The organism is Natrinema sp. SYSU A 869 (genome assembly GCF_019879105.1).
Lineage (GTDB): Archaea > Halobacteriota > Halobacteria > Halobacteriales > Natrialbaceae > Natrinema.
Genome location: NZ_CP082249.1, coordinates 514,226 through 539,629, shown reverse-complemented (window position 1 = coordinate 539,629; position 25,404 = coordinate 514,226). Strand labels below are relative to the sequence as shown.

Here is a 25,404-nt window from a genome sequence, read left to right as displayed (position 1 = left end):
TAAATGTATTGTCTTCCAGAGGTATACTGATGGACTTGTCTCCAATTATTCGATTTCGTTTCCCTTTCATTCATTAGCTATTTACTAAGTGATCCACTGCTCCAGTGTATGGAGAGACGAAGTTTCCTCGGTATGATTAGCTCTGGCGTCGCCCTCTCAGTTGCAGGATGTACTGGGAGTGGTGACAGCGGGAGTAGTGACGGAGGAAATTGTCACGAAGAGACAGTAGTTGATGAGTTTGATACATATAGTGCTGGGGAGTCCATTACATGGCGCTTTGACCTCGAAGAGGGAGCGGAGTTAGAAATGAAGGCCGTTCAGAGCGGCGAAGAGGCCAGACCAAAGCTCGAAGTCAAAGATCCGAATGGAAATACGATTGCGGAAGTCGGCCCCTCCGAAAACATCCGGCGGACTATAACCGCAGATACATCTGGTAACTACTATGTCGAGTTCGTCAACGAAGCGATGATAAATAGCGGACAGTGGGACATCACTATCGAATCGCGAACTGCTGGTTGTTGAGCTCGGCATCACAACCCTTGCAATACTAACCCTTTCTCTTGATGGGAATTAGAGACTGCGTCTGCGTTCCTGGTCTCAACTGACTCTTCTCGATGGACCACTCGCCATCGTGTCTACAGGTGCTTTTCCACTGCCCACCGACTCCCATGACTCGAGCTTCGTCACTAATCGCATCGTCCATCTCATCGTTTCTCTCAATTTCCTCTAGTTCCACCACACCGATCGTCAGGACTGGGTCATCGAACGCTTCGAACGGGTGCGCAGCGAGGCTCTGGAATAGCGGAGCGTCCAACTATCGTTCGAGGACGGATCTCTGATTCAGTAATCGGATGCCGAACCAGATATTACCGAGGGGCATCGATCAATTATATTTGCCATCACCCTTATCAGCTGGAATATCTTAGGCGCTAGTATGTCCTCCCGGGACGAAATGTCGACGCCCGATGGCGAGGTACCGCCAACCCAAGCCATCATCGAGGCGATTGCCGCACACAAGGGCATCGACGTCACCGAGGTCGAGCCCCCCGCGTACGACCCGTTGTTTACGGTCGTCAATCCGGAGGCGCTCAACGCACTGTTCCACACGACCGCCGGCACCGCGAGCAACGTAGTGGTCCGACTCGAGTACGAAGGGTACGAGGTCGTCGTCCGGCCGGGCAGTGACGTCGACGTCCGCGACTCCTCGTCTACCGACTCGGTCAACGGCCCGATCGGAGAGTAACCGTCGGGAGAAGAGGCCGTTCCCGACGCGGTCTATTCTGCCCAGTAGGCTCCCCCGGGTTGGGTCTCGAAAATCGCCCGTTCGAGGAGGTCAGTCGCCTTCTCGAGGCCTTCCCGCGAACTGGTCAGGGAGTCCTCGTGTTCGATGCTCAGGGCCCCGTCGTAGCCGACCATCCGGAGCGTCGAGACGATGTCCTTCCAGTGGGTTTCGTCGTGGCCGTAGCCAACCGACCGAAAGAGCCATGAGCGGTTGGGCTCGTCGTCGTAGGCGGTCGTATCCAGTACCCCCTTTTCGCGGGCCTGTGCGTCGTAGATCTTGGTATCCTTGGCGTGGACGTGGTGGATCGCCTCGTGCTCACCCAGATACCGAATCGCGTCGGTGATCGTGATCCCCTGCCAGTAGAGATGCGAGGGGTCGAAGTTCACGCCGATCCGGTCGCCGGTCTCCTCGCGCAGCCGCGCCATCCCGTGGGGCTCGTAGATCAGCATGTTCGGATGCATCTCGATCGCGATATCGACCTCGTGATCGGCGGCGTAGTCGGCGATCTCACCCCAGTACTCGACGGCTTGCTCCCACTGGTACTCGAGCGCGTCGGCGTGTTCGGGCGGCCACGGAGCCGTGATCCAGTTTGGCACCTCGTCGTTCGGCCCGCCGGCCGGGAGTCCCGAGAAACAGGTTACGGTCCCAACCTCGAGCTGGGCGGCCAGTCGGATCGCCTCGCGAAGTTCGGTGTCGGCTTCCTCGGCCCGCTCGTCGTCGGGATGGAGCGGGTTGTTGTGCGTCGCGAGTGCGCTGATTCGCATGTCGTATTCCGCGAGCAGGTCGTGGAGTTCGGCCTGTTCGGTCTCGTCGTCGAGGTACTCCGACCGAGTGAGGTGGTCCTGGCCCGGATGCCCGCCGACGCCTGGTTCGATCGCTCCGACACCGAGCCCATCGAGGTACGGCAACGCGCTCTCGAGCGGTTCATCGGCCAGCGGTGGCGTGTGTACACCGATATCCATAGGCCAAACGACTATCGCCGGGGAAATAAAACGAGGGCTGGCAGGCATTCGTTCGCGGTCGTTTGACGCCCTCGTTGACTCGGCTCGGCGACCTGAGGAATTCGTCACCCCCTGATCGTCAGAATACCGTCGTTGACGGTGACATCGCTCGCATCGGACGGAACGTCGAACTCGAACTGATTCCCACCGACGGTGACGATTGCCGTCTCGCCGACGACGTCAACCGACGGCTTCTCGCCGGTCTGGCCGAAGTCCACGGCGATGACGCTCTCACCCTCGTACTCGCGGTTAGTGATCGTGATCTTGTCCTCGTCGCCGGCGACGTCTTCCAGTTCGGGAGGCGTTTCCATATCCGGGCGTTGGTGGCTCCCTGCCGTAAACGTCGTGCACGAAACTGCCCCGTCTACTCCCCGATGGCGATCGTGTGTCCCTCCTCACTCGAGCGGTAGATGCCGTTGATGACCTGCTGAACCGCGAGGGCCTCCTCGATGCTGTTACCGCGTTCGCGCTCGCCCTCGCTGATGATCCGATCGAAGAACTCCCGTTGCTCATCGGTGTGGGTATCGTTCTGTCGCGTCTCGATGGTCGTGTCCTCGAGGTGGTCCGGCCCAATATTGCTCGCCGAGTGGATCGTGAGATCGCCGTCGAGGAGATCGAATCGGGCCGCTGATTTGGTCCCGCGGGCGACGAACTCGTGAGTCGCCGGCCGGTTGGTCGCCCATGCGACCTCGAGCGAGATGGTTCGGTTCCCCGCACAGCGGATGAAAGCGCTGGCCGAGTCGTCGACGTCGAACCCTTCGGGGCCCGCGTCGTCGGCCCACATGTCGAGGTAGGCGTACTCTTCGCGGGAACCGAACTCGCTACGAGCGATGCCGCTTACTTCCTCGACCTCGGGGTAGCCAAGCAGGTAGAGGGCGAGATCAATGGCGTGGACGCCGAGATCGATCAGCGCACCGCCGCCGGCGACCTGTCGACGGGTGAACCACGACCCTCTCCCCGGGATGCCGCGCCGCCGGACGTAGTTTGCTTCGAGGTGGGTGACGGTGCCGAGATCGCCCCGATCGATCCGGTTTTTCACAACCCGGACAGTGTTCGCAAAGCGGTTGTTGAACCCCACCATGGCGTAGCCGTCCGATGTTGCCGCTGCGTCGGCGATCCGCTCGGCGCTCTCGATCGAGTGACCCAGTGGCTTTTCTAGGAGGACGTGGAGGCCCCGCTCGAAGGCATCGATCGCGTACTCTTCGTGATACTTGTTCGGTGTCGTGATGATGACCGCGTCGACGGTATCGTACAGTTCGTGGTGGTCATCGTAGACGTCCACGTCGTACCGTCGTGCAAAGCGCGTTCGCGCCTCGGCGGCGACGTCCATCCCCCCGGCGAGGTTCACGCCGAGGTCGACGAGTCGCTCGGCGTGGTACTGGCCGATGTTTCCGAGGCCAACGATCCCGGTTTCTATTTCTGCTCGATCTCGTGTCATTTCCCTGTTGTTCTGGCACTGCTGGCATTCGTCTCGTTTCAGCCCGATACACCCATACCCGCTATATCGAATCCTTTGACTCGAGGAACTTCCGTCCGTCGCCAAACGACCGGGCACTCATCGACCGGGAACCGGAGACCAGTGTCCCCTCGAGAGCGGTCTTGTCACCGGAGCGAACATTCAGCTGTCCGCTTCCGTTGGTGTCGTGCCGGGCTCTCGCTCCGGGAGGTCGGTGATGCCGTGGACCAGCGCATTTCCAGTGGCCGTCTCGAAGAGGTGGATCTTCGATCGGTCTAGGACGACGTCGACGTCTTGGCCCGCCTCGATGTCCGTGTCGGGGGTAACACTCATGAGCAACTGGTTCGGTGACGTGGCGGGATCCTGATCCATCGATCCCGCGGCGGCCTCGGAGAGCAACAGATAGACGAAGACCTCGTCGCCCATCGGTTCCAAGACGTCGGTTCGGGCATCGATCCTGTCCGTCGACGAGGCGAGCGAGTCGGCGTACTCCGAGAGATGAACGTCCTCCGGTCTGATGCCGAGCGTGACGTCGTCGCCAACGGTCACGCCGGGAAGACGGGACGGGTCGAGATCGATGGTGAAGTTGTTCGTCTCGAGGCCATTCTCGACGAGTTCTCCCTCGATGAAGTTCATCGACGGCGAGCCGATAAAGCCTGCAACGAACAGGTTCGTGGGTTCGTTGTAGCAGACCAGCGGCGGCGCGATCTGCTGGAGCCTGCCGTCGTTCAGGACGGCAATTCGGTTCGACATCGTCATCGCCTCGGCTTGGTCGTGAGTGACGTAGATGACTGTCGCGTCCAGTTCCCGGTGGAGTCGCTGCAGTTCCGTCCGCATGTGGACTCGCAACTTTGCGTCTAAGTTCGCCAGCGGTTCGTCCATCAGGAACACGTCCGGGTTGCGAACGATTGCACGGGCGATGCCAACCCGCTGTTGCTGGCCACCGGACATCTCCTTTGGCATCCGGTCGAGCATCCCCTCGAGTTGGACGATGTCGGCGGCCTGTTCGACACGACGCCGGACTTCCTCGTCGTCGTACTTCCGGAGCCGCAACCCGAAGGAGATGTTCTCGTAGACGTCCATGTGCGGGAACAGTGCGATGTTCTGGAAGACCATCGCCACCCCGCGATCCTTGGGTGCGAGGTTGGTGACGTCGTCGTCGCCGATATACACGTGCCCCTCGGTCGGCTGGGTTAACCCTGCGACCGTCTCCATCGTGGTCGACTTTCCACAGCCCGAGGGACCGACGAGGGTAACGAACTCACCGTCTTTGACCTCGAGGCTGATGTCGTCGACCGCCGTTTCCTCTCCGTACCGTTTCGTGACGTTCTCGAGTCGTACTCGTGACATTGTCTTACTCTTTGAGTGCTCCCGCAGTCAGCCCGCTGACGATCTTTTCCTGTGCGATCACCACGAGAATCGCGACGGGGATGACCCCGATGATGCTCGCGGCCGCCATGAGGTGGTACAGCACCTCGTATTGGCCCTGATAGGCGAGGATCCCCTCAAGGATCGGTGCCCAGTTTTCCGGCTGACCGTCCGTCATCAGGAACGAGAAGAAGAACTCGTTGTAGACGGCGATGAAGGTCAACACGCCGGCTGTCGCAACGCCCGGTGCCGACAGCGGGATGATGACCCGGAACAGCGCGCCCAGCCGGGTCGTCCCCTCGACGCGCGCCGCGTCCTCGAGGCCGTCCGGAATTTGCCCGTAGAACGTCGTGAGTATGAAGATCGCGAGTGGCATGAAGATTGCCGACAACGGCGTCACCATCGCGAATGGCGTGTTGTAGAGGGTCCCGTCACCGGTGAGCGGTTCGAGGACCGCAAAGGAGGTGTTGAACAGGTCGTTCAGCGGGATGAAGAACGCGGCCGGCGGGAAGAAGGAAATAACCAGTACGAGCAGCATGAGCGGGATGCGGCCGGGGAACTCGAGACGGCCGAACGCGTAGCCCGCGAGGCTGCCGACGATGAGGACGACGACTGTCGAGGCCAGCGCGATCACGAAGCTGTTGAACATGTACCAGTGGAACGGGATCGTCTCGAAGACCTCGATGAACGCTCCCGGGTTGAAGCCGTTCGGCGTGAAGACGATGTTCTGAAGCTGTCCCTCCGGTGTCAGTGCGACCATGAGCAGCCAGTAGAAGGGGAACAGCGTCGTAAAGAGGAAGAAGATCGCCGCGACGTAGAACATCGCCCGGTAGACTCGGCCGGGGTTTTCGATGGAGTCGGCGACCCACCGCTGGAACGGGCCGCGGTCGAGTTCCGCCTCGCGATCGTCCTCGAGGATCGCCGTGCCGTCGTCGGTGCGGTGCGAAGACGCGTCCGTCGGTCGACCGCCGTCGGGTCGGCGGAGCGTCGGATCTCGGCGTCGTTCGCCGCCGGTCTCGTCGATTCCTCCGGTGTCGTTCGGTGAGTCGGTGGAGTCTGTTGGATCGGTCATCAGTACATCCCTCCTTCGGTGTCGCGGAAGAGCAGTACGTAGCCGCCGATGATCAGGCCGATCACAAGTGCGGTCGTGAACGCGACGGTAGCTGCCGTCGCGAAGATTCGGGTGCCGCCGAACATCGCCTCGACGACGAGGCAGGTCAGCGACGGCACGGTCGTACAGCCGGCGGTCGACTCGATCAGTCCGAAGACCCGCATTGCGTCCATGGTTCGGAACAGCATTGCGACCAACAGCGCCGGCATCACGAGCGGCAGCGTAATCATCTTGAATCGTTGCCAGGGCGAGGCACCCGCGACGCGGGCGACGTCGTAGAGGCTCCGATCGACGCTCTGGAGCCCCGCGAGGATCAACAGTGCCATGAACGCCGACGACTTCCAGATGTCGGCCACGAGGATGATGATGAACGCGTCCCGGCTGTTGGCCAGCGGGCTGGCGCTGAAGATCCCGAGCCACTGCATGATGTCGGTGCCGAAGCCGACCTCCGGCTGGAACAGCAGGAAGAAGATCATCCCCTGAATGACGATCGGAACCGCCCACGGGAGGATGATCGCCACGCGGACCCAGCGTCGCCCGGTAAACTCCTGATCGAGCACGTAGGCCTGACCGAACCCGATGATCGTCTCGAAGAGAACGCTGATGATCGCGAACGCGAGCGTGACGAACAGCGCCTGCTGGAAGAACGGTACACCGAGTTCGATGAACGGGAACGATGTTGACAGCGATACGTCGAGGAACTGCCGAGCCAGTCTCGCGTTCCCGGTGAGGATGTCGACGTAGTTTTCGACGCCGACGAACGCCCCGAGCGGCTCCATTCCGCGCGTCTGATCGGCCCGTAGCGACATGATGAACGTCCTGAGCAGCGGGTAGAACGCGATCAGCGTCAACAGCGCGAACGCCGGTAGCAACAGCAGGTACGCGTAGGCCGCCTCGCTCAGACTCTCCATCCAGTTGACGACTGCGTTACCGGTCCGGTCCCGCTCCGTGCCGGACTCACCGCCGGTCAAACCCTCCGTATCGGTATCAGTTGCCATTTGTTTGTACCTCCGCTTCACTCCGTTTGAGCCGCTCCGCGAGATCGCTCATCGCGTTCTCGGGCGTTTTCGTCCCGCGATACGCCGCGTTGACCTCTTGATAGATCAGTGCTGACTGCTCGGGCCAGAGGTCGGTCGCCGGTCGCGGAACCGCGTTTTCGCTGGCCGACTCGACCACGTCGCTGTAGCGAGCGACGGGGCCGATTTCTTCGGGATCAGCCTCCGAAACCAACTCGAGGTTCGGCGGGAGGTAGCCGCCGAGTTCGAAGACCGTGAGCATGACCTCCTCGGTGGCGAACGCCTCGAGGACCTGCAGCGCTTCCTCTTGGCGCTCCGAAAACGGGCTCACGACGAGGTTCCAGCCGCCGAGCGCCGAACTGGTTCCGCCGGTTCCCTCATACTCGGCGTTCTCCTGAGAGACCGCGTACGGTCTCGTCATGACCCCGAGATCTTCGCCGAAGACCTCCTCCGCGCCGGTCTGTGCGATCGCGAACGACCAGTTGCGGTTCGAGACGGCGTCGCCGCTGTCGAACGGGTTGAGCGACTCCTGTTCCGTCCATTGGACGATCGCCGACGGGCAGATCTGGGCGTACTTGTCGATCGCGTTCTCGTCCTCGCTGTCGATGAACGAGCGCATCATTCGGATCGCGTCGATGACCGGCTGCTCGTTGACGGTGATCGGCCGTTCACCGGCAGTAAACAGGGTATCGGTCCCGCCGAAGTAGGCCCCGCCCCAGGACGTCATCACTTCGTTGAACGTACAGCAGGACAGCCCCTCGTAGGCGGCCGCCTGCGTGGTGAACCCGTAGTCGACGCCGGCCTGATCTCTCGCGTCGCTGACCGCGTTTGCGAACTCCTCCCAGGACGGCGGATTCGTTCCCCAGCCACTGGTATCATAGCCAGCGTTCTCGATCAGGTCCTGCCGGTACAGCATGAACCCCAGGTCGGGGAATAGGGGCAGTCCGTGGAGGTCTCCGGTCTGGGGGTGGCGCGCCGTCTCGAGGATGGCCTCGAGGTAGTCGTTGTTGACGCGTTGGAGCACGTCCTCCGAGAGCCGCTCGGTCAGGTTGACCGTCTGGTTTCGAAGGATGAACGGGACCGTCCAGCCGCTGTCCATCATGTGGATGTCCGGCGGCGAGCGACCCGCCTCGAGGGCTGACTGGGCCGTTTGCATTCGGGATGCAGAGTCGCTGACGACGGTCTGGATCTCGAGGCGGATGTCCTCGTCCAGCCCGGCATCCCAGAGGGCCTGCTGGACCGAGGGGCCGTCGCCGTCGCTGTTGATGATCCCCTCGACGCCCGTATCAGCGGTCATCACCACCGTATTCGGTCTGCGACCCCGGCCGAGACAGCCGGTAACGGCGATCGCTCCCGCTGTCGATGCCGATGCAGCCCGCAGGAACGACCGTCGTTTCAGACGGGCGCAGTCGCGTTGGCTGGTGGTATTGCGTCCCATGCGCAGCAACGAACCACGTTCTGCACCTTAATTGTTAGCTATAAATATTGTAATAAAATGTGAGTGTTCGGATCTCGTTTTGGTTATGACAACCCATCATCGACTGCCGGAGGGACGGGACATCGGCTCGTTTGCAGTCGGAATCGCTAATCACCTATTGCCCTCCGACGGTCGGCAGGTGCCAGCCAACAGACTACGATACTGCTCGCTGTACGTAGCCGGGCGAATTCACTGCACAGGTTCGGCGTGTCCGGCCGAGTTGCTGTGGTGGCCGTCGGCTACCAGCGATGGTGATTTCCCAGCGGCGAGATCAGCGATCCTCGAGCGTCGGCGGTTCGTTCCGACCGATGTGGATCTCGTGGGCTTCGACGTCCTCGAGGGCGGCGACGCGGCCACCGACGGAGACATCCTCGCCCTCCTCGGTTTCGATCATGAGGCTGGCAACTTCCTCGCTGACCTCGAAGGAAACGTCGCGGATGCGACCGCGGACGATTCGCTGGCCACCGACTTCGACGTCGCGGCCGTCGATGGTCGCGTAAAACTCGCCGCCCTCGTCGAGGAGGTCCTTTACACACCGGCGGATCGAGGCGTACCTCCGGGGGTACGTCCGGGCAGTACCATCCTCGCCGAGTACCCGTTCGGCGGTCGTCCAGAGGACCGTTCCGAAGAACCCGGAGATGAGAAAGCCGAGCGCGGATCGGTTGAAGATGACGCCATACCGGTCCTGATCGTCACGCAGGGCATCCTGCGTCGCATAGACCGAGTAGTTGCCGTCGGCGACGGCAACGACCGGCGTCGTGATGCCCCGCCGAGCACGGGCCGTCGTGGCGATTTCGCCGTACTCGAACTCCGACGGATCGGGCGCTTCACTCGCTGGCGTCACGATCAGATCGACGCTCACACCGGCCTCGACGACCGCACGTAGCTCCGCTTCGAACCGGGTCAGCAGGTCCGGCGTCAACGACAGGGAGAGTTCGTACTCCGCAGCGTCAATGACCTCCTCGAGGTAGCGCAGGATCGTCGATCGCGATTTCACGAGGGAGACGGCCTCAGTATCACGAGCCGGCGCGGTGTATCGGGCCTCGAGCTCCGAGATCATCTGCTCGAAGGAGGTCTGGACGTCGTCGAAGGCCTCCCCGGGATCGATCGCGACGACCTTCATGGGACGGGATTCTCGCAGTTCGACCAGTCCGCGGTCGCTGAGGCTGCGCACGGTGTCATAGACGCGGGGCTGGGGAATCTCCGTTCGGTCCGCGATCTCACTCGCCGTGAGCTGTCCCTGCTCTAAGACGGTGAGGTAGGCGTCGATCTCGTACTCGCCGAGGTTGAACCGATCCCCGACACGCTCGACGGTCGAGCGAAGTTCATCTGGTGCCATATCTGACCCTACACTTCCGATCGATAAATGATTTATTATATTCTGAGTAGCACTCGTTTTCGAAATCGGGTTGTGATGGTTTCAGTACCCGAACCTGACGGTCAGAACCCTTAACCACAACGGGCCTGAGCCTCTTGGTATGTGCGGGGTCCTCAGATGAACGTGAGGTCAGCGGTCGAGGCGGTTCAGGGCGCCATTCCAGGTAGTACGTCCGAACTGGCGGTCGAGATCGCTCTGGCGGTCGTCGTCCTCGTCATCGGCTGGTACCTCTCGAAGCTCGCCGTCCGGCTCGCCGGTCGCACAGTCGCACGCAGGATCGAACGGCCAAGCGTCACGCGGACCGTCCTGCGTGGTGTCAGAATCACCGTTCTCCTCTGGGCGGCCGTCGTCGCGGCCGGCATACTCGGCGTCGGCGACACGCAGATCCTCCTCTCGGTGACCGTCATCTCGGCCGTGATTGCGATCGTACTCGCACCGCTGGTCGGGAGCCTGATCAACGGCCTCTACGTCCTCGCCGACCGGCCCTACGAGATCGGCGACATGATCGAGGTCACCGACGCCGGCCACCGCGGGTTCGTCGAGGACATCACGATCCGCTACACCAAGATATTCACGCTCCAAAACACCTTCATCGTTATCCCCAACTCCGAAATTCACGCCCGCGACGTCGTCAACTATTCCGCGGAGGACGAGCGGACGCGAGTCTCAGTCGGGTTCGATATCACCTACGAGAGCGATCTCGAGGCGGCACGACAGGCCGCCGAACGGGCGGCGAGAAGCGTTGACAACGTCATCTCTGGCGGTCCGGATATCCGGATCGGCAGCGCTCGGTACGCCGCAGCCCCCTCCTGTTATATTGACAAATACGGCGATCACGGGATCGCCCTCGAACTATTCTTCTGGATGAAACATCCCTACAAACAGACCGTCATCCGGTCGGCAGTCCAGGACGCCATCGGCGAGCGCTTCGCGGACATCGACGCGGAGTTCGCCTACCCGCGTCGCCACCACGTCTTCGACGAAACCAGCGGCATTGCACGGCTGTCTGTCGACGACTCCGGCTTCGAGCGACCGCGTGCAGACTCGCCCCGATCGCCGGGTTCGACGGGTGAGAGTCCCGCGGATACGACCGATCAGTGACGGTGGCCAGTGCACCCTCGAGTGGGGGCTACTCGATCGTCATCGAGCCGATGTTTGCGCTGTTGCTCGGCACTGTCTGCTATCGCCTAGCACTGCTCAACCGAGAGCTCGCTGTCCGCGTTTTCTATCGGCCGATACTGTGGGGGTGATTTATGCTATCTCCGGTTCAATTCACCGTTAGTCGACAGATGTACGACGACATTCTCATTCCCACCGACGGCAGCGACACGATTCCCGAGACGCTCGCCCACGGTCTGCCGATCGCCGCGGACAACGACGCGACGGTCCACTCGCTGTACGTCGTCGATAGCCGCGTCACCGCCGCGGCCGGCGACCAGACCAGTACCGATCTCGAGCGCTCGCTCGAGGATGAGGGTCGGGAGGCCGTCGCCGCTGTCGAGGAGCGAGCGGCAGCCGAGGGGCTCGAGACCGTCGGTGAAGTGCGTCAGGGGACGCCCGCGAAGACGATCCTCGAGTACGCCGACGAAGAAGGGATCGACCTGATCGTGATCGGGACGCGGGGGAAGAGCCCGCGAGAGAAGGTGACATCGCTGGGGAGCGTTTCGGAGCGAGTCGTCGACAACGCCTCGATTCCGGTGTTCGTCGTGCGAAACGCGGGCAACGACGAGTGAGCGGCCGGTCTCTCGGCCGAACTCAGGCGCGTGCGCCATCGACCGTAATGACTTCGCAGTCGAGATGGGTCCGCAGATAGTGGTCGATATCCGGATTATCCGTAAACCGCTGGAAGATCCGTCGCAGGCGACTCGCCTGTTTACTACCGATGACGACGGCGTCGGCCCGCTCCGCGGCGACTTCATCGAGGATGCTCTCCTCGACGAGAAAGCCAGTGCGGACGACGTACCGAGCGCTCTCGAGCCGTCCGAAGGCCCGTTCGACGGCGTTTTTCAGATCCATACGCGTTACTTTTTTCCCGTTCTGATAGAGGTCGACGTGGAGTATCGTCAGCGCTGCCTCGCGCTCGCGGGCGACCTCGATCGCCTGCTCGAGCGTTCGCCGCGAGTGTTTCGACAGCGGATACCGAACGGGAACCACGACCAGCGACATTAGGCGTTCGAACGATTCCCGGGCGGGTAAACCTTTCAGTACGGACAGTTCACACTGCGAACTTGTCTCATGTGGCGACCCATACCATTCGGTGAACTCATCCGGGCTCCGCCGCTCCAGTGAGCCACTCGAGCCGGCGAATCCGACCCGGAAAGATAGTCATTTACCGCGAGCGAGGTTACGCACGGGCATGCAAACCTGGTCGACCGACGACGGCGACACGGTCTACGTCTCGGAGACGGACGGCGACAGGGGATCGAAGGGACCGTTTCTCGTCGCCTACGAGTCGTCCGATGCGGAGCACCGCTATGGCTGGTTCTGTACGAACTGTGAGAGCCTCGACAACGCGATGGACGCGATGGGCCGAATCAAGTGCAACCGGTGTGGGAACTTCCGCAAACCGACCGAGTGGGACGCCGCTCACGAGTAATCAGTATTGGAATCCGTTCGAGTCTTCTCGATGAACACCCCATCGGCTGTGCAACCGAGAGGATGGCCGGTAATAGACTATTACTGACCGAACCCTCTCTCCGCTACGACACGGACGAATCGAAATTTCGGGATAGATTCGACTCCTCGGGACCCGCCCCGGTCCTTCTTGTCACGTACTAACATTTATGGTGGATGCCGACATAGGTAGTAGTGAATGGGTCCTGTTAACATGCGACTCGTCGAGCAGGCCAGGTCGATATTCGCTGAGTTGGGCTACACCGTCGAAGGCAACGGCCCTGAGTTCCGCGCCGAACGAGCATGGAAAGTCGTCCATGTAAATACCGTCCTCGAGACGGGAGAGCTCCCATCGTCTGCGTCGGGACAGTTCCACTGTTTCGTCGCCGAACCCGAGGACGCCGACGACCTTGAGGCGCGACTCGAGCAGACGAACCCGAACTACGAGTGGGCCATCATCATCGTCGACGGGGAAGACTATCAGGTCGAACGAGCACCACCAGGACCGCGAGTAACAGCGTAAAAACGGCAGCTACTACCACCCTATTCTTCGAGCGCGTTGCGCGTCGCAGTCACACCTGCGCCCGGATCGACGTCCGCGCCCATCGACGCTAAGACGCCACCGAGCGCCGTCACGACGTAGATCACGTTTTCGGGCCGTGCGGAGTATCCCATGCAGCCGATCCGGAAGATTTCGCTGGCGAGATCACCCAGTCCGCCGGCGATCTCGAGATCGTACTGCTCGATCAGGGCGTCACAGACCTCACCATCGTCGATACCCTCGGGGACGCGGACGGCGTTCAGACTCGGCAGCCAGTACTCGTCGGGCGCGTTCATCGCCAGCCCCATCGCTTCAACACCGGCTTTCAGCGCGCCGGCCAGCCGCTCGTGGCGTGCCCAGCGTTCCTCGATGCCTTCCTCTGCGACGAGACGCAGGGCCTCCCGAATCGCGTAGACGTTCGTGATCGGCGCGGTGTGGTGGTAGGCCCGTTCCTCGCCCCAGTATCCCTCGAGCAGGGAGAGATCGAGATACCACGAGCGGGGGTCTTCATCCCGTGAGAGGACCTTCTCCATCGCAGTGTCCGACAGGGTGAGCGGGCTTGCACCCGGCGGACAGGAGAGACACTTCTGTGGACCCGAGTACGCGACGTCGATGCCCCACTCGTCGACCTGGAGTTCGACGCCGCCCAGCGAGGTGACGCTGTCGGCGATCACGAGGGCATCGTGGTCGTGGGCCGCGGCGGTCAGTTCCGGCACGTCGGGCTGGAGGACGCCGGTACTCGTCTCGGCGTGGACGAACCCGAAGACGTCGGGGTCGTGTTCGGCCAGCGCGTCCGCGACGTCATCGGGCTCGAGCGGTTCGCCCCACGGCGCGTCGACCTCGACGGTCTCGCCGCCCGCTCGCTGAGCCATCGAGGCCATCCGGCCGCCGAAGTAGCCGTTCGTCGGGACGAGCATCGTGTCGCCGGGCTCGACGACGTTGCCGATCGCGGCCTCCATCGCGGCCGACCCGGTCCCCGAGACCGGAATCGTCCACTGGTTGTCCGTTCGGAACGTGTAGCGGAGCAGTTCCTGAACCTCGTTCATGATCTCGATAAACGAGGGATCGAGGTGGCCGACGAGCGGCGTGCTCATCGCTCGGAGTACACGCGGGTTCACGTCGCTCGGTCCGGGCCCCATCAGGGTCCGATCCGGTGGTGTGAGTTCGCCGACGGATGGCGCTCGAGCCGCCTCGTTCAACGCGTCCTGAGCCATGGGTATGTGCTCGCGTGCCACTCGCAAAGACCTACCGGCACCGGCGAATTACAAGGCCCGATCGGTCGAAGCACGGCTCGTCTCTCGGTCTCGGCCTCAGTTTCCCGCCGGCCCACGCGTCACTAGACGATGATTGGTAGCGCAGACCGCGGCTGCGAGTCCCTTAAGACGACTCAACACATATTCGATCTATCGTGTTCATCGGCCACGGACTCCTCGCGTTTGCCGTTGCGGCGTTCGCCGCCGACTGGCGAGGCTGGGAGCCCCGACGGGCCCTCCTCGTCGGTGCCGTCGCCGGTGTGTTTGCGACGATTCCCGACATCGACATCGTGTACGCGCTCGTCGGCCTCCTCGAGTGGCAGGCGGCGGACGGGGCGCTCGGGGCATCGACGGCCTTCTGGGACGCGAGCCGTGATGTCCACCGATCGGTCACCCACTCGCTGGTCGTCGGCGCGGTCGCCGCACCGGCGTTCGGACTGCTCGCTGCCCGCAGCAGTTCCGATCGCGCGCTATTTGCCCGTGTCGCTGCGATCGGCCTCCTCGCGGCACTCGTCGCGATTGCCTTCGTCTGGGACGGCCCGATCGCGGCACTCGTCATGAGCCTATTCGCGGCGAGTGGCCTCCTCGTCGCACGCGGCGTCGCTCGAGCGTCGACGCTCTCGCCGGCGACGGTCGCTATCGCTGCGCTCTGGGGGCTCTGGTCGCACCCGTGGGGCGACCTCGTCACCGGATCGCCCCCCGACTGGTTCTTCCCGTTTCCCTCTCCCGTTCTCGAGTCGCGTCTCGTCCTTCACTCGGACCCGACACTGCACCTGCTCGGCGCGTTCGGGATCGAACTCGCGACGATCTGGCTCGCACTCGCGGTCGTCTGCCGGCTCACCGATCGCTCGATATTCGCGGCCATCGACCGTCGGGCCGGGATTGGCGTGGTCTACGGCGTGGCCGCGCTCGCAGTGACGCCGCCGACGCTGGCGGTGTCCTATCACTTCGTCTTCTCCATTCTCGGCGTCGGCCTCCTCTGTGGCGTCGTTCGGGAGACTCCCTCTTTGGCACGTTCTCGCGCGAGCTATCGCGGATCGCCGTCTCCCGACGGCGTTCTCGAGATCGCACTTACTGCGCTTGCTGCCGTGACCGTTGCGCTCGTTGCGTACGCCACTGTCTACCTGTTTCTCGTCGGTCCAGCGTGACCGGTTTGCCTTTCGGCCTCACATATTCGTTCAAGAGACGACATACGTTTTAGTGAGAACAGTCAGTATCGATCACTGTGTCTCAGACTTCACTCGAGGAACTGATCGCTGACGGCCGGACCAACGCGGCGATCGCGTGGGTGTTAGTCGCCGCGATCGCAGCGATCGGCGTCAGCGAACTCCTGACGGGTAGCGGGTTCCTGTGGGCGACGTTTGCGGCAGTACTCGTGGCACTGGCGTTGCTTCCTCCGATCGCCTTTCGCTCGGGATTCGTGATGCTTCCCTGGGAGGTCCTGCTTCTGGCGGCCCTGCCCGTCCTCGGAATGGCCATCGGTGCGGACCGATTGACCGGTCACTTCGCGGCGTACCTCTCGGTCGCAGCTATCGCGCTCGTCCTCTCCGTCGAACTCCAGTCATTTACGTCCGTGCGGATGACCTCGACGTTCGCCATCGTCCTGGTCGTCGTCGCGACGATGGCCGCGGCGGGGCTGTGGGCCCTGCTTCGATGGAGCGCGTCTCAGACGCTCGGGGTCCCGTTTACCACCGACCACGACGCGGTGATGTGGGAGTTCGTGTATTCTGCCGTCGCCGGCCTCGGTGCCGGCGTCGTCTTCGAACTGTACTTCAGACGGCTCGCCCGCCTCGAACAGCGCCTTCCCGAGGAGGTCCAGTCGGTCGCCGAGGGAGATAATGCGTAGCCTCGCGAGCCGACTGCCGTCCCAGCATCGCCAGCGCCAACTCTCCTATCTCATGGAAATCGGGCTAATCGGGATGCTGTTCGTCGGCATTGACCGCGGCAACGGCGGCATCGTGATCAACACCGGCGTCGCGCTGCTCGTGACCCAACTCCCCCCGATCCTCGAGCGCGACTACGAGATTCCGATGGATCCGCGGCTCACGCTGTGGATCACCACTGCCGTCTTTCTCCACGCGTTCGGTACCGTCGGGCTCCCGGGGGCCACCAGAACACTCTACAGTCAGGTCTGGTGGTGGGATCACATGACCCACGCGCTGTCGGCGTCGCTTGTCGCCGGGGTCGGGTACGCCACCGTCCGCGCGTTCGACGAACACGCCGAGGGCGTCCACCTCCCGCGGAAGTTCGTCGCCGTGTTCATCCTCCTGTTCGTCATTGCCTTCGGCGTCCTCTGGGAAATCCTCGAGTTCGCTATCGCGCTCTCGGCGCAGGCGTTGGGAATCAGGGCTGTTCTCACGCAGTACGGCCTCAACGACACGATGCTCGACTTTGTCTTTAACTCGATCGGCGGCCTGCTCGTCGCGCTATGGGGCGGTGCCTATCTCTCCGACGTTCAAGGCGCGATCCGCGACCGATTCGACGCGCGGGACGACTAACTCGGACGGCATCGGTGACGATAGGCCACTCTCGGTCTGAACGGACGCCGTGTTTTACGTCGCTACGAGGTGTAGGTGCTGTGGCCATGGTCTTCAAGAAAATAACGCTCATTGGCACCAGTCCCGAAAGCTTCGACGCCGCGGCCGACGACGCCATCGACCGCGCAGAAGCGACCCTTCAGAACGTCCAGTGGATCGAAGTCGACGAACTCGGCGTGGAAGTTGCCAGCGTGGACGACCGAGAGTACCAAGCCGAAGTCACCGTCGCGTTTGAACTCGAGGAGTAACCGATCGGAGCGGCAGTTCTGGCCTGCTGCTCGTGATCGCCCCCTTCTTTCAGAGCTAGTCTCCGGACCCCCGACTATCGGTTGCCAGTCGAGCGTCAAAACGTCGAAAACGGGGGAGCGATGCGAAACGCGGTGCGGACGAATCCGATTACGTCCGGAACGACTCGCCACAGCCGCACTCGCTGACGACGTTCGGATTGTCCACGTGGAACCCTTCGGCCTGCAGACCGTCTTCGTAGTCGAGGATGCTGCCCTCGATGTATTTCAGGCTCGCCGGATCGACGAACACGCGCAGATCGTGGTGTTCGTAGATCGTGTCGTCCTCGTCCGGCGCGTCGTCGAACCGCATACCGTAGGAGAGACCGGCACAGCCACCCTGCTGGACGAACAGCCGAAGCCCGGCTTCCGTCACGTCCAGGTCCTCGCCCTTGAGGAGGGAGAGCGCCTGTTCGGCCGCGTCTTCGGTCACTTCAATTTTCGGGCGCGTGTCCGTCTCCCCGCCATCCATACTATCCGTGCTCATACCACTCCATTCCGGCGCGACGATGTTAACTGTGACGCCATTCTCGCACAACGGAACTAGCTAAATTCGGTTACGTGCGGCCTCGATCGTGTGATATCGACCCGTCTAACAGTTCGCGCGACGGAGCGATCGATAGCACGTCCCGAACTGTCGCTCGTCGTTGCGCGAGAGCTCGATATCGTGTTCCGCCAGCAGTTCGAGCATCCGCTCGAGCTCGCAGTCGTACCACATCGAGAGGAGCCGCACGTTCCGCTGTGCGTAGTCGTAGTTTCGCTCGAGGACGCGCCCGTCCATCGGATCGACACGCGGTTCCATCTCGGTCTCTACTCCAGCTTCCAGCTACGTAAACCAGTCTGTGTTTCCGTCCACTGAAACCGCGATAGAGGCATTACTGGTGGCAATTGCTACTGTTCTGCATCGTCCTCGCGTTGGTCGAGTCGAGCCCGGACGCTCTCAGCGTGGGCCTCGAGCCCTTCGGCCTCCGCGAGCGTGGTGATCGTTTCGCCCAAGTCGGCGAGGCCCTCACCGGAGAGTCGCTGGACCGTCGTCGACCGGAGGAACGTCTCGACGGCAAGCCCGCCGGTCACGTGCGCACCGCCGTTGGTCGGCAGGACGTGGTTGGTCCCGCTGGCGTAGTCGCCCGCCGCGACGGGGGTGTTCGGGCCGAGGAAGACACTCCCGGCACTGTCGATGCGTGCAAGGAGCGATTCGTCATCCTCAGCGATAATCGCGAGGTGTTCGGGGGCGTACTCCTCGGTAAAGAGGATTGCTTCGCTCATCGAGCGAGCGCAGAGGACGCCGCTCGCGTCGTTTGCGAGCGCATCTCGAATCACGTCTTCGCGCTCGCGTGCGCCGGCCTGCTCGTCGACGGCTGCGGCCACCGCGTCGGCAGTGTCTTCGTCGTCGGTGACGGCCACGACCGAGGCGTTGGGATCGTGTTCCGCCTGCGCGACCAGTTCCGCGGCGACGAGTTTCGGATCCGCGCTCTCGTCGGCCACTACGACCACTTCGCTCGGCCCCGCGAGGAAGTCGATCTCGACGTCGCCCCGAACGTCGGCCTTGGCCGCGGTCACCCACTTGTTTCCTGGGCCGACGATCTTCTGCACGCGGGTGATCGTTTCCGTCCCGTAGGCCAGTCCCGAAATCGCCTGTGCGCCACCGACGCTGAAGACCGCGTCCGCACCCGCGGCGTGGATCGCTGCCAGCGTCACCGGATTCAGGTCGTCTGCCGGCGGCGTGACCACGGACACGTGGTTGACGCCAGCGACGACCGCCGGTACGACGCCCATGATCGCACTCGAGGGGTAGGCCGCCGAACCGCCGGGAACGTAAACGCCGACGCGCTCTATCGGTCGAAACCGGCGGCCGAGCTCTCGGCCCGTGTCGAACTCCCGCTGCCAGTCCTCGGGGAGTTGTGCCTCGTGGAACTCGCGGACGTTCGCTGCGGCCGTCTCGATCGCGTCCCGAATCCCGTCGTCGATCTCGTCGTACGCGCGCTCACAGTCGTCAGTGATCTCGAGGTTGCCGACCTCGACGCCGTCGAACTCGCTGGTGAACTCGCGGACGGCGACGTCACCCTCCTTCCGAACCCGCTCAACGATCTCCCGGACGTCTCCCCTGACCGATTCGATACCAGCGTCGCGATCGAAGAAGGCGACGCGGTCGTCCGGCCCGAGGTCGGCGATCGTCTGCACGTCGATTGTCATGCCTCGAAGTTCGTGGGGCGGTCGAAAAACGGTTTCCTTCCGGTCAGACGGTCGACTGTAGATCGATACCGGATCGATCACACCACGGCGTTGCGATCGACCGGCACACACCCGAGCGTCTCACGCGTCGGGATTCTTGACATCCCAGATCCCGACGAAATCCAGTGTCGCCCTGACGAAGAGGTAGACGAGGAGTACGAAGCCGACGATGGCGAACGGTGCCTGCAGAAGATTTGCGGTCTCCATTTCGAGGACGATTCGACTGAGTCCCCGGATGAAGAAGCTCAGAATGACGAGTCCGAACGCGATGACCGCGAGTTTGACGAATCCCGATCGGTCCATGTGCTCTCCTACGACCGCGGTCGCTAAATTATGTCGGTTACGTCACGTTCACCCGATCATCGGGCCCCTCACCATCGGTCGGTACTGGCGGCTCGGATACTCGAGCGATCTCAATGACAGACGCTCGGCGTGCTGATTGGTCCACCTCGTTCTCCGTTTGATCACCGTTACCGCTCGGTGACCGCTTGCTCGAGTCACAGCCACCATCACTGACCGTCCCGGACCGGACGGCGTCAGTCGGTGCCGGCTCGTTTCCAGCCCCCGAAGCGTCGCCGTTCCACTCGTCGGTTACCGTGAGAAACACGCCATCGGGCGTCGGTGTTCGGACATCGACTCCCACGACGCCGATGCCGGCGTCGCAAAGGGCGACCAGCAAGCCCCTTCCGAGCGCCCGCCCGCTACTCGAAGTCATCGTCAGTCCTAACTCGCTCAGCTCGATCACCGTGCCGTCCGCGAACAGCCCCCTCGCATGCGATCGAGACGGCTGGTTCACTCTCGTCAGCGTCCCCAGTTCGACGGTATGGATCTTGCCGCCGCGACGTTTCAACGCGTCGGGCGTGCCCTCCGCGACGACGTCACCGTTCTGAATGACCGACAGACGGTCGACAGCTGGTTGGCCTCCTCGAGGTTCTGGGTCGTCAGAAAGACGGTCATCCCCTCGTTGGGGAAGACCAGCGACGGCCGATGGATGAGTACGGTCGCTGCGTTGAGGCACTTTTTCATCCCGCCGGAGAAGTCGTCGGCGGTCTCATCCGCGACGTCTGTTAGCTCGATGAGCTTGAGCAGGTCGTCGATCCGTGCCTCGCGCCACGCCGTCTTCGTCGACACGCGCGAACTGGCGGTTTTCACGATCCGTCTGCTCCGGGCCAATACTCGTCCCCTAAACCATGTCTCTGACCGGCGCACGCATGCTCCCGATTCCGAGACGATATCGAGCCCGTTCGTTACCGAGCCGGCGGTCGGTCACAACACCGTCGCCAGCGTCTTGATTATCGCCGTAACCGTTCGGATTTGCCCGATGTCCGTCGTCCGTAATCCGATGTTTCCTGCGCATAACAGCCTACTGATAAATTTTCGCGCTGATACGGGTCTCAAGAACGGGCTCCCTCCATCATTCAGCGTCGGCAAGCGCTGCATAACTATTCTGCGCCCACTGCACCACCGTCGTATGTGGCCATGGGAACACGCGATCGTCGCCTATCTCTTGTATTCACTGCTCTGTCACGTCGTCGTTCGTGATTCGCCCGGCGGACTCGATGCCTTCGCCGTCGTCTTCGCGTCGGTCCTCCCGGACCTGATCGACAAACCCCTCGCGTGGAACTACGGCGTCTTCGATGTCGGCTACGGGATCGGCCACTCGATCTTTTTCGCAGTGCCGCTGGCGATCTTCGTCGGAACGGTCGCACGCATAGCCGATCGACCGCTGGCCGGCCTCGCGTTCGGACTCGGCTACCTGTCGCATCCCTTCGCCGATGTCGTCGATTCCGTATTTCGACAAGGTTCCTTCCTCATCGAGATCATGCTCTGGCCTATCGCACCAGTCGAGGGCCATCCACCCGGACCCGATGTCCTCGAGGTATTTTCCATGCTGATCGGTCGCTACTCGAGGACCATCCTCGCCGGTGACCTCTCGACGTACCTCTGGATACAAGTCGGACTCGCCGGACTCGCGATGCTCGTCTGGCTTCTCGACGGCGCTCCCGTCCTCCGGGAGTGCCTGCAGGCGAGCGCCCGAACAGTCACTGCAATTCTGGGGCGGGATACCGCCTCGAGTCAGAACGAAACGAACCGACGATGAATAACTGGTCGTTCCTCAGCCCTAATACTCAGCCGCAGTAACAGTTGCCGTCTGGACAGAATGCCATTTCCTGGTCACCGACGTCGATGCCGAGCGTCGAGAGCGAGCCGAGGAACCGTTGGCTCATATCTGTATTCGGACGAACGGTTCCAGCGACCGCACCTGTCGGTGATTCGCCTGCATCGATCATCGTCGTGATCTCTCGCTTGGCGTGGTCGATCACCGCAACGTGATTTGCCGTCTGTACCGGGACGTAGAGTTTCTCACGAGAGGGCCCCCACGCACCCGAGATCGACCGCCCGCCGACGTCGAGTTCGCGGTCAACCGCTCCGGCCTCGCAGTCGATCACCGTTACGACCGCCGCATCCGGCGTGAAGAGGTATGCTACCTCCCCGTCGGGACCGATCTCGCTCGTGATTGGGGCCGCCGGTAATCCGTCATCGCGCGTGATACGCTCCCGCTCGACCGGCGCTGTAGGGTCCGAAATGTCCCAGATGCTCTCCGATCCCTCACGTGGCACCGCTGGATCGGATCCTAACTCTCCTTCGCCGTTTTCGACGACCAGAGTCTCTCCCCCGAACGAGGCCGTCCCCATGAACGGCAAGACGTTCCCGTCATCGACGGGCTCGCCGACGTCGGCCCGCGCGACGACCTCGAACGGATCAACGTCAACGACGGCCACCGTCTCGTTTGCGATTTCCGGCACAAAGACGTACTCACCGTCCGGTCCGAGCGTCGCGTCGCAGGGCCCCGTGTATTCGGTCTCGATCTCGCCGGTCACCTCCCCGAACTCGTCGCTCTCACGGTCGGCATCGATCCGGACGATAGCGTGCGTCTCGGACTCGTCCGGATCGGGCTCGAGCGTCGTCGTCCCACCCGAAGCGACTATCAAATGCTTCTCGTCCGGCGTCAGATTCGGATAATTCGGCCCAAAACCCGTCTCCACGCTGCCGATCTCCTCGAGCGTATGTTGGTCGAACGCCCGGACGCCGCCAGTGACGTTGAGCCAGAGTACGTCGTACCTCGAGTCGGCACTCGTTCCGTACTGATTGGCGGGGAACGACGCTGTCGTATCAAGAAAGGGGCTCTCGAGGAGTTCGTCCGCCTCGGTATCGATGACGCTCACCGTCCGATCGCCGTTGTTGAACACGAACATCGTCGGCGCGCGCTCGGTACTCTCCTGAGAGAGATAGCCTGCCACGGAGATCGTCGCACCCACGGTCGCAGACGACTCGAGGAGTCGTCGTCGATCGACGCCGCTAGCGAACGGATCAGTCGAGCCCGTACTCGGGGTCGATCTACAGTCGCCCCCATCGCTCTCCTGTTGTCCGTCCATACCGTTCGTCCGACGGCTGGTGACAAAAGGGACCATGCTTCATAGGTCGGTGATCGTAACCGGGTGCGATCACCGAACCCGTTGTATGGCTTCCACCCTCGAGTGGCGTGTTCGTCCCGATGACCGCCGTCTGTCGTATTTCGTCTGCTCGATCTTGTTTCTGGTGACTGTATCTTTCTCGTGAATGCCCAACATAGAGCAATGAACGCCCGAGACGACGGCCTTATGTGTTCACCCGGCTTTCGACAGTAATGCGAACGACGTGGCGCTCGCCGCCACGTTCCCTCCGGCCGCGACCCGGCACGGAGGCAGGCATCATATCCACCCTCTCGAAGCAGCGGATTGATCCGTAGCTTCGTCTCGAGGGCATTTGGACTCAACGCGACTGACGCCGCTCGCCGGCGTTACGATACGACGCCCTTATATAATCGGGGCGCGTCTCTTAGAGTACGCGGAAGTCCCCGCCGGATGCGATTCCCGGAGCGGACGTGATCCGATGCCCTTATATGTACGAGGGCAGTTGGATATGAACGCGAAAGAAGACGTGATCGACGGGGCGTTCAACTCGCTCCGTCATCTCGGATGGTTCGTCTCCGAAGGGGTTATGTACCCCGGAGGGAGTACGAATACATCCGAAGGAGATGAGGATCCTACCCCTGCGGTCCGCCGTACAGATGGGATCTGATGTTAGCCTTGGTAGTTCGGTGACGCCCGCTTGGTCATCCGACCAGCGTCATTGAACGTGGACCATTTATGTGTGAGTGTGTTTGCAACATTCACCGCCAACAGACCCTCCCCACTATGGGGAGTACATATATAGCATTCCGGTTGATCCTGCCGGAGGTCATTGCTATTGGAGTCCGATTTAGCCATGCTAGTTGCACGAGTTCAGACTCGTAGCAGATAGCTCAGTAACACGTGGCCAAACTACCCTATGGATCCGAATAACCTCGGGAAACTGAGGCTAATTCGGAATAGAGTTCACCACCTGGAGTGGTGTGAACTTGAAACGCTACGGCGCCATAGGATGTGGCTGCGGCCGATTAGGTAGACGGTGGGGTAACGGCCCACCGTGCCCATAATCGGTACGGGTTGTGAGAGCAAGAGCCCGGAGACGGTATCTGAGACAAGATACCGGGCCCTACGGGGCGCAGCAGGCGCGAAACCTTTACACTGCACGCGAGTGCGATAAGGGGACTCCGAGTGCGAGGGCATATAGTCCTCGCTTTTCACTACCGTAAGGTGGTAGTAGAATAAGTGCTGGGCAAGACCGGTGCCAGCCGCCGCGGTAATACCGGCAGCACGAGTGATGACCGCTATTATTGGGCCTAAAGCGTCCGTAGCTGGCCACGCAAGTCTATCGGGAAATCTGCGCGCTTAACGCGCAGGCGTCCGGTGGAAACTGTGTGGCTTGGGACCGGAAGACCAGAGGGGTACGTCCGGGGTAGGAGTGAAATCCCGTAATCCTGGACGGACCACCGGTGGCGAAAGCGCCTCTGGAAGACGGATCCGACGGTGAGGGACGAAAGCTCGGGTCACGAACCGGATTAGATACCCGGGTAGTCCGAGCTGTAAACGATGTCTGCTAGATGTGGCACAGGCTACGAGCCTGTGCTGTGTCGTAGGGAAGCCGTGAAGCAGACCGCCTGGGAAGTACGTCCGCAAGGATGAAACTTAAAGGAATTGGCGGGGGAGCACTACAACCGGAGGAGCCTGCGGTTTAATTGGACTCAACGCCGGACATCTCACCAGCATCGACAATGTGCAGTGAAGGTCAGATTGATGATCTTACTGGAGCCATTGAGAGGAGGTGCATGGCCGCCGTCAGCTCGTACCGTGAGGCGTCCTGTTAAGTCAGGCAACGAGCGAGACCCGCACCCTTAATTGCCAGCAACACCCTTGTGGTGGTTGGGTACATTAAGAGGACTGCCAGTGCCAAACTGGAGGAAGGAACGGGCAACGGTAGGTCAGTATGCCCCGAATGTGCTGGGCGACACGCGGGCTACAATGGCCAAGACAGTGGGATGCAACCCCGAAAGGGGGCGCTAATCTCCGAAACTTGGTCGTAGTTCGGATTGAGGGCTGAAACTCGCCCTCATGAAGCTGGATTCGGTAGTAATCGCGCCTCAGAAGGGCGCGGTGAATACGTCCCTGCTCCTTGCACACACCGCCCGTCAAAGCACCCGAGTGGGGTCCGGATGAGGCCAGCGCAACGCTGGTCGAATCTGGGCTCCGCAAGGGGGCTTAAGTCGTAACAAGGTAGCCGTAGGGGAATCTGCGGCTGGATCACCTCCACAGATCGGGATCAGGCCGTCGCGCCTGACCCACCTTAGCGGATTGCGGTTCCACGTTCGATCGACCACCGTATGGCCGATCGGGCACCTTTGAACTACCGAGGCTAACGTGATACGCTCTGTC

29 protein-coding genes and 1 rRNA gene are annotated in these 25,404 nt (G+C 62.0%); 13 read left to right on the top strand and 17 right to left on the bottom strand.

Translation table 11 applies throughout. The annotated features are described in order from the left end of the window. Window positions 1-108: 108 nt before the first annotated feature. Window positions 109-522 carry a hypothetical protein gene (locus K6I40_RS10795; protein ID WP_222919002.1) on the top strand — a complete coding sequence of 138 codons (414 nt, stop codon included), beginning with the start codon at window positions 109-111 and terminating at the stop codon, window positions 520-522. Window positions 523-934: 412 nt separating this feature from the next. After that, the gene (locus K6I40_RS10790) at window positions 935-1,243 is read left to right on the top strand and encodes a HalOD1 output domain-containing protein (RefSeq protein ID WP_222919001.1); all 309 of its coding nucleotides are present in this window, start codon (window positions 935-937) and stop codon (window positions 1,241-1,243) included. Between the two features lie 32 nt (window positions 1,244-1,275). Here the strand turns inward: K6I40_RS10790 and K6I40_RS10785 are convergent, their stop codons facing one another. The 8 genes from K6I40_RS10785 to K6I40_RS10750 all read right to left on the bottom strand — a co-directional run bounded on the left by K6I40_RS10785 (window position 1,276) and on the right by K6I40_RS10750 (window position 10,050). Continuing rightward, on the bottom strand, window positions 1,276-2,244 hold the full coding sequence (locus tag K6I40_RS10785; RefSeq protein WP_222919000.1) for a sugar phosphate isomerase/epimerase: 969 nt from the start codon (window positions 2,242-2,244) through the stop codon (window positions 1,276-1,278). 104 nt (window positions 2,245-2,348) lie between these two features. Next, window positions 2,349-2,594: a hypothetical protein gene (locus K6I40_RS10780; protein WP_222918999.1), complete on the bottom strand. Its 246-nt coding sequence runs from the start codon at window positions 2,592-2,594 to the stop codon at window positions 2,349-2,351. A gap of 53 nt (window positions 2,595-2,647) precedes the next feature. After that, entirely contained in the window at window positions 2,648-3,721 is a 1,074-nt protein-coding gene (locus K6I40_RS10775) for a Gfo/Idh/MocA family oxidoreductase (protein WP_222918998.1), read from the bottom strand. Between the two features lie 180 nt (window positions 3,722-3,901). Next, entirely contained in the window at window positions 3,902-5,089 is a 1,188-nt protein-coding gene (locus K6I40_RS10770; RefSeq protein ID WP_222918997.1) for an ABC transporter ATP-binding protein, read from the bottom strand. Between the two features lie 4 nt (window positions 5,090-5,093). Then, a complete protein-coding gene (locus tag K6I40_RS10765) occupies window positions 5,094-6,179 on the bottom strand; it encodes a carbohydrate ABC transporter permease (protein WP_222918996.1) in 1,086 nt (361 codons plus the stop codon). Next, window positions 6,179-7,216: a sugar ABC transporter permease gene (locus tag K6I40_RS10760; protein ID WP_222918995.1), complete on the bottom strand. Its 1,038-nt coding sequence runs from the start codon at window positions 7,214-7,216 to the stop codon at window positions 6,179-6,181. Before K6I40_RS10760 ends, K6I40_RS10765 begins: the two co-directional genes overlap by 1 nt. Further along, window positions 7,206-8,672, bottom strand: a complete 1,467-nt coding sequence (locus tag K6I40_RS10755; RefSeq protein ID WP_222918994.1) for an extracellular solute-binding protein — start codon at window positions 8,670-8,672, stop codon at window positions 7,206-7,208. The genes K6I40_RS10760 and K6I40_RS10755 overlap by 11 nt, the downstream gene beginning before the upstream one ends. Before the next feature lie 310 nt (window positions 8,673-8,982). Beyond that, a complete protein-coding gene (locus K6I40_RS10750; protein WP_222918993.1) occupies window positions 8,983-10,050 on the bottom strand; it encodes a TrmB family transcriptional regulator in 1,068 nt (355 codons plus the stop codon). A gap of 156 nt (window positions 10,051-10,206) precedes the next feature. Between K6I40_RS10750 and K6I40_RS10745 the strand changes: the two genes are divergently transcribed. Together K6I40_RS10745 and K6I40_RS10740 are read left to right on the top strand one after the other, a co-directional pair. After that, the gene (locus K6I40_RS10745) at window positions 10,207-11,190 is read left to right on the top strand and encodes a mechanosensitive ion channel family protein (RefSeq protein WP_222918992.1); all 984 of its coding nucleotides are present in this window, start codon (window positions 10,207-10,209) and stop codon (window positions 11,188-11,190) included. A 188-nt stretch (window positions 11,191-11,378) separates the two neighbouring features. Beyond that, window positions 11,379-11,822 (top strand): universal stress protein, encoded by a 444-nt coding sequence (locus K6I40_RS10740; protein WP_222918991.1) that lies wholly within the window; start codon window positions 11,379-11,381, stop codon window positions 11,820-11,822. A gap of 22 nt (window positions 11,823-11,844) precedes the next feature. On the opposite strand, the gene K6I40_RS10735 is transcribed toward K6I40_RS10740, so the two are convergent. Beyond that, window positions 11,845-12,255, bottom strand: coding sequence for a universal stress protein (locus K6I40_RS10735; RefSeq protein WP_222918990.1), 411 nt, complete (start codon window positions 12,253-12,255; stop codon window positions 11,845-11,847). A 190-nt stretch (window positions 12,256-12,445) separates the two neighbouring features. On the opposite strand from K6I40_RS10735, the gene K6I40_RS10730 reads away from it, so the two are divergent. Both K6I40_RS10730 and K6I40_RS10725 read left to right on the top strand, forming a co-directional pair. Then, on the top strand, window positions 12,446-12,685 hold the full coding sequence (locus K6I40_RS10730) for a DUF5816 domain-containing protein (RefSeq protein ID WP_222918989.1): 240 nt from the start codon (window positions 12,446-12,448) through the stop codon (window positions 12,683-12,685). Window positions 12,686-12,916: 231 nt separating this feature from the next. Then, on the top strand, window positions 12,917-13,225 hold the full coding sequence (locus K6I40_RS10725; protein ID WP_222920343.1) for a hypothetical protein: 309 nt from the start codon (window positions 12,917-12,919) through the stop codon (window positions 13,223-13,225). 20 nt (window positions 13,226-13,245) lie between these two features. On the opposite strand, the gene K6I40_RS10720 is transcribed toward K6I40_RS10725, so the two are convergent. Then, window positions 13,246-14,457: an alanine--glyoxylate aminotransferase family protein gene (locus K6I40_RS10720; RefSeq protein WP_222918988.1), complete on the bottom strand. Its 1,212-nt coding sequence runs from the start codon at window positions 14,455-14,457 to the stop codon at window positions 13,246-13,248. Window positions 14,458-14,651: 194 nt separating this feature from the next. On the opposite strand from K6I40_RS10720, the gene K6I40_RS10715 reads away from it, so the two are divergent. From K6I40_RS10715 to K6I40_RS10700, 4 genes are all read left to right on the top strand, one after another. Next, entirely contained in the window at window positions 14,652-15,644 is a 993-nt protein-coding gene (locus K6I40_RS10715; protein ID WP_222918987.1) for a metal-dependent hydrolase, read from the top strand. A gap of 77 nt (window positions 15,645-15,721) precedes the next feature. Next, complete coding sequence (locus K6I40_RS10710) at window positions 15,722-16,342, top strand: hypothetical protein (protein WP_222918986.1); 621 nt, start codon at window positions 15,722-15,724, stop codon at window positions 16,340-16,342. Then, the gene (locus K6I40_RS10705; protein ID WP_222918985.1) at window positions 16,335-16,994 is read left to right on the top strand and encodes a hypothetical protein; all 660 of its coding nucleotides are present in this window, start codon (window positions 16,335-16,337) and stop codon (window positions 16,992-16,994) included. The genes K6I40_RS10710 and K6I40_RS10705 overlap by 8 nt, the downstream gene beginning before the upstream one ends. An 86-nt stretch (window positions 16,995-17,080) precedes the next feature. Next, on the top strand, window positions 17,081-17,281 hold the full coding sequence (locus K6I40_RS10700; RefSeq protein WP_222920342.1) for a dodecin: 201 nt from the start codon (window positions 17,081-17,083) through the stop codon (window positions 17,279-17,281). A 148-nt stretch (window positions 17,282-17,429) separates the two neighbouring features. Here K6I40_RS10700 and K6I40_RS10695 read toward each other — a convergent pair whose 3' ends face one another. The 6 genes from K6I40_RS10695 to K6I40_RS10670 all read right to left on the bottom strand — a co-directional run bounded on the left by K6I40_RS10695 (window position 17,430) and on the right by K6I40_RS10670 (window position 20,701). Next, window positions 17,430-17,804 carry an iron-sulfur cluster assembly accessory protein gene (locus K6I40_RS10695; RefSeq protein WP_222918984.1) on the bottom strand — a complete coding sequence of 125 codons (375 nt, stop codon included), beginning with the start codon at window positions 17,802-17,804 and terminating at the stop codon, window positions 17,430-17,432. A gap of 105 nt (window positions 17,805-17,909) precedes the next feature. Beyond that, a complete protein-coding gene (locus tag K6I40_RS10690) occupies window positions 17,910-18,119 on the bottom strand; it encodes a hypothetical protein (protein ID WP_222918983.1) in 210 nt (69 codons plus the stop codon). Window positions 18,120-18,208: 89 nt separating this feature from the next. Beyond that, window positions 18,209-19,510 (bottom strand): histidinol dehydrogenase, encoded by a 1,302-nt coding sequence (gene hisD, locus K6I40_RS10685; RefSeq protein ID WP_222918982.1) that lies wholly within the window; start codon window positions 19,508-19,510, stop codon window positions 18,209-18,211. A 120-nt stretch (window positions 19,511-19,630) separates the two neighbouring features. Beyond that, window positions 19,631-19,852, bottom strand: a complete 222-nt coding sequence (locus K6I40_RS10680; RefSeq protein ID WP_222918981.1) for a hypothetical protein — start codon at window positions 19,850-19,852, stop codon at window positions 19,631-19,633. A 37-nt stretch (window positions 19,853-19,889) separates the two neighbouring features. After that, window positions 19,890-20,399, bottom strand: a complete 510-nt coding sequence (locus K6I40_RS10675) for a hypothetical protein (protein ID WP_222918980.1) — start codon at window positions 20,397-20,399, stop codon at window positions 19,890-19,892. Next, window positions 20,396-20,701, bottom strand: coding sequence for a hypothetical protein (locus K6I40_RS10670; RefSeq protein WP_222918979.1), 306 nt, complete (start codon window positions 20,699-20,701; stop codon window positions 20,396-20,398). The genes K6I40_RS10675 and K6I40_RS10670 overlap by 4 nt, the downstream gene beginning before the upstream one ends. 319 nt (window positions 20,702-21,020) lie before the next feature. Between K6I40_RS10670 and K6I40_RS10665 the strand changes: the two genes are divergently transcribed. Then, the gene (locus tag K6I40_RS10665) at window positions 21,021-21,650 is read left to right on the top strand and encodes a metal-dependent hydrolase (RefSeq protein WP_222918978.1); all 630 of its coding nucleotides are present in this window, start codon (window positions 21,021-21,023) and stop codon (window positions 21,648-21,650) included. A gap of 28 nt (window positions 21,651-21,678) precedes the next feature. Here K6I40_RS10665 and K6I40_RS10660 read toward each other — a convergent pair whose 3' ends face one another. Continuing rightward, entirely contained in the window at window positions 21,679-22,986 is a 1,308-nt protein-coding gene (locus K6I40_RS10660) for a hypothetical protein (RefSeq protein WP_255681960.1), read from the bottom strand. Between the two features lie 526 nt (window positions 22,987-23,512). On the opposite strand from K6I40_RS10660, the gene K6I40_RS10655 reads away from it, so the two are divergent. Both K6I40_RS10655 and K6I40_RS10650 read left to right on the top strand, forming a co-directional pair. Further along, a complete protein-coding gene (locus K6I40_RS10655) occupies window positions 23,513-23,671 on the top strand; it encodes a hypothetical protein (protein WP_222918977.1) in 159 nt (52 codons plus the stop codon). Window positions 23,672-23,807: 136 nt separating this feature from the next. Then, window positions 23,808-25,281, top strand: a 16S ribosomal RNA gene (locus K6I40_RS10650). The last annotated feature ends 123 nt before the right edge of the window (window positions 25,282-25,404 follow it).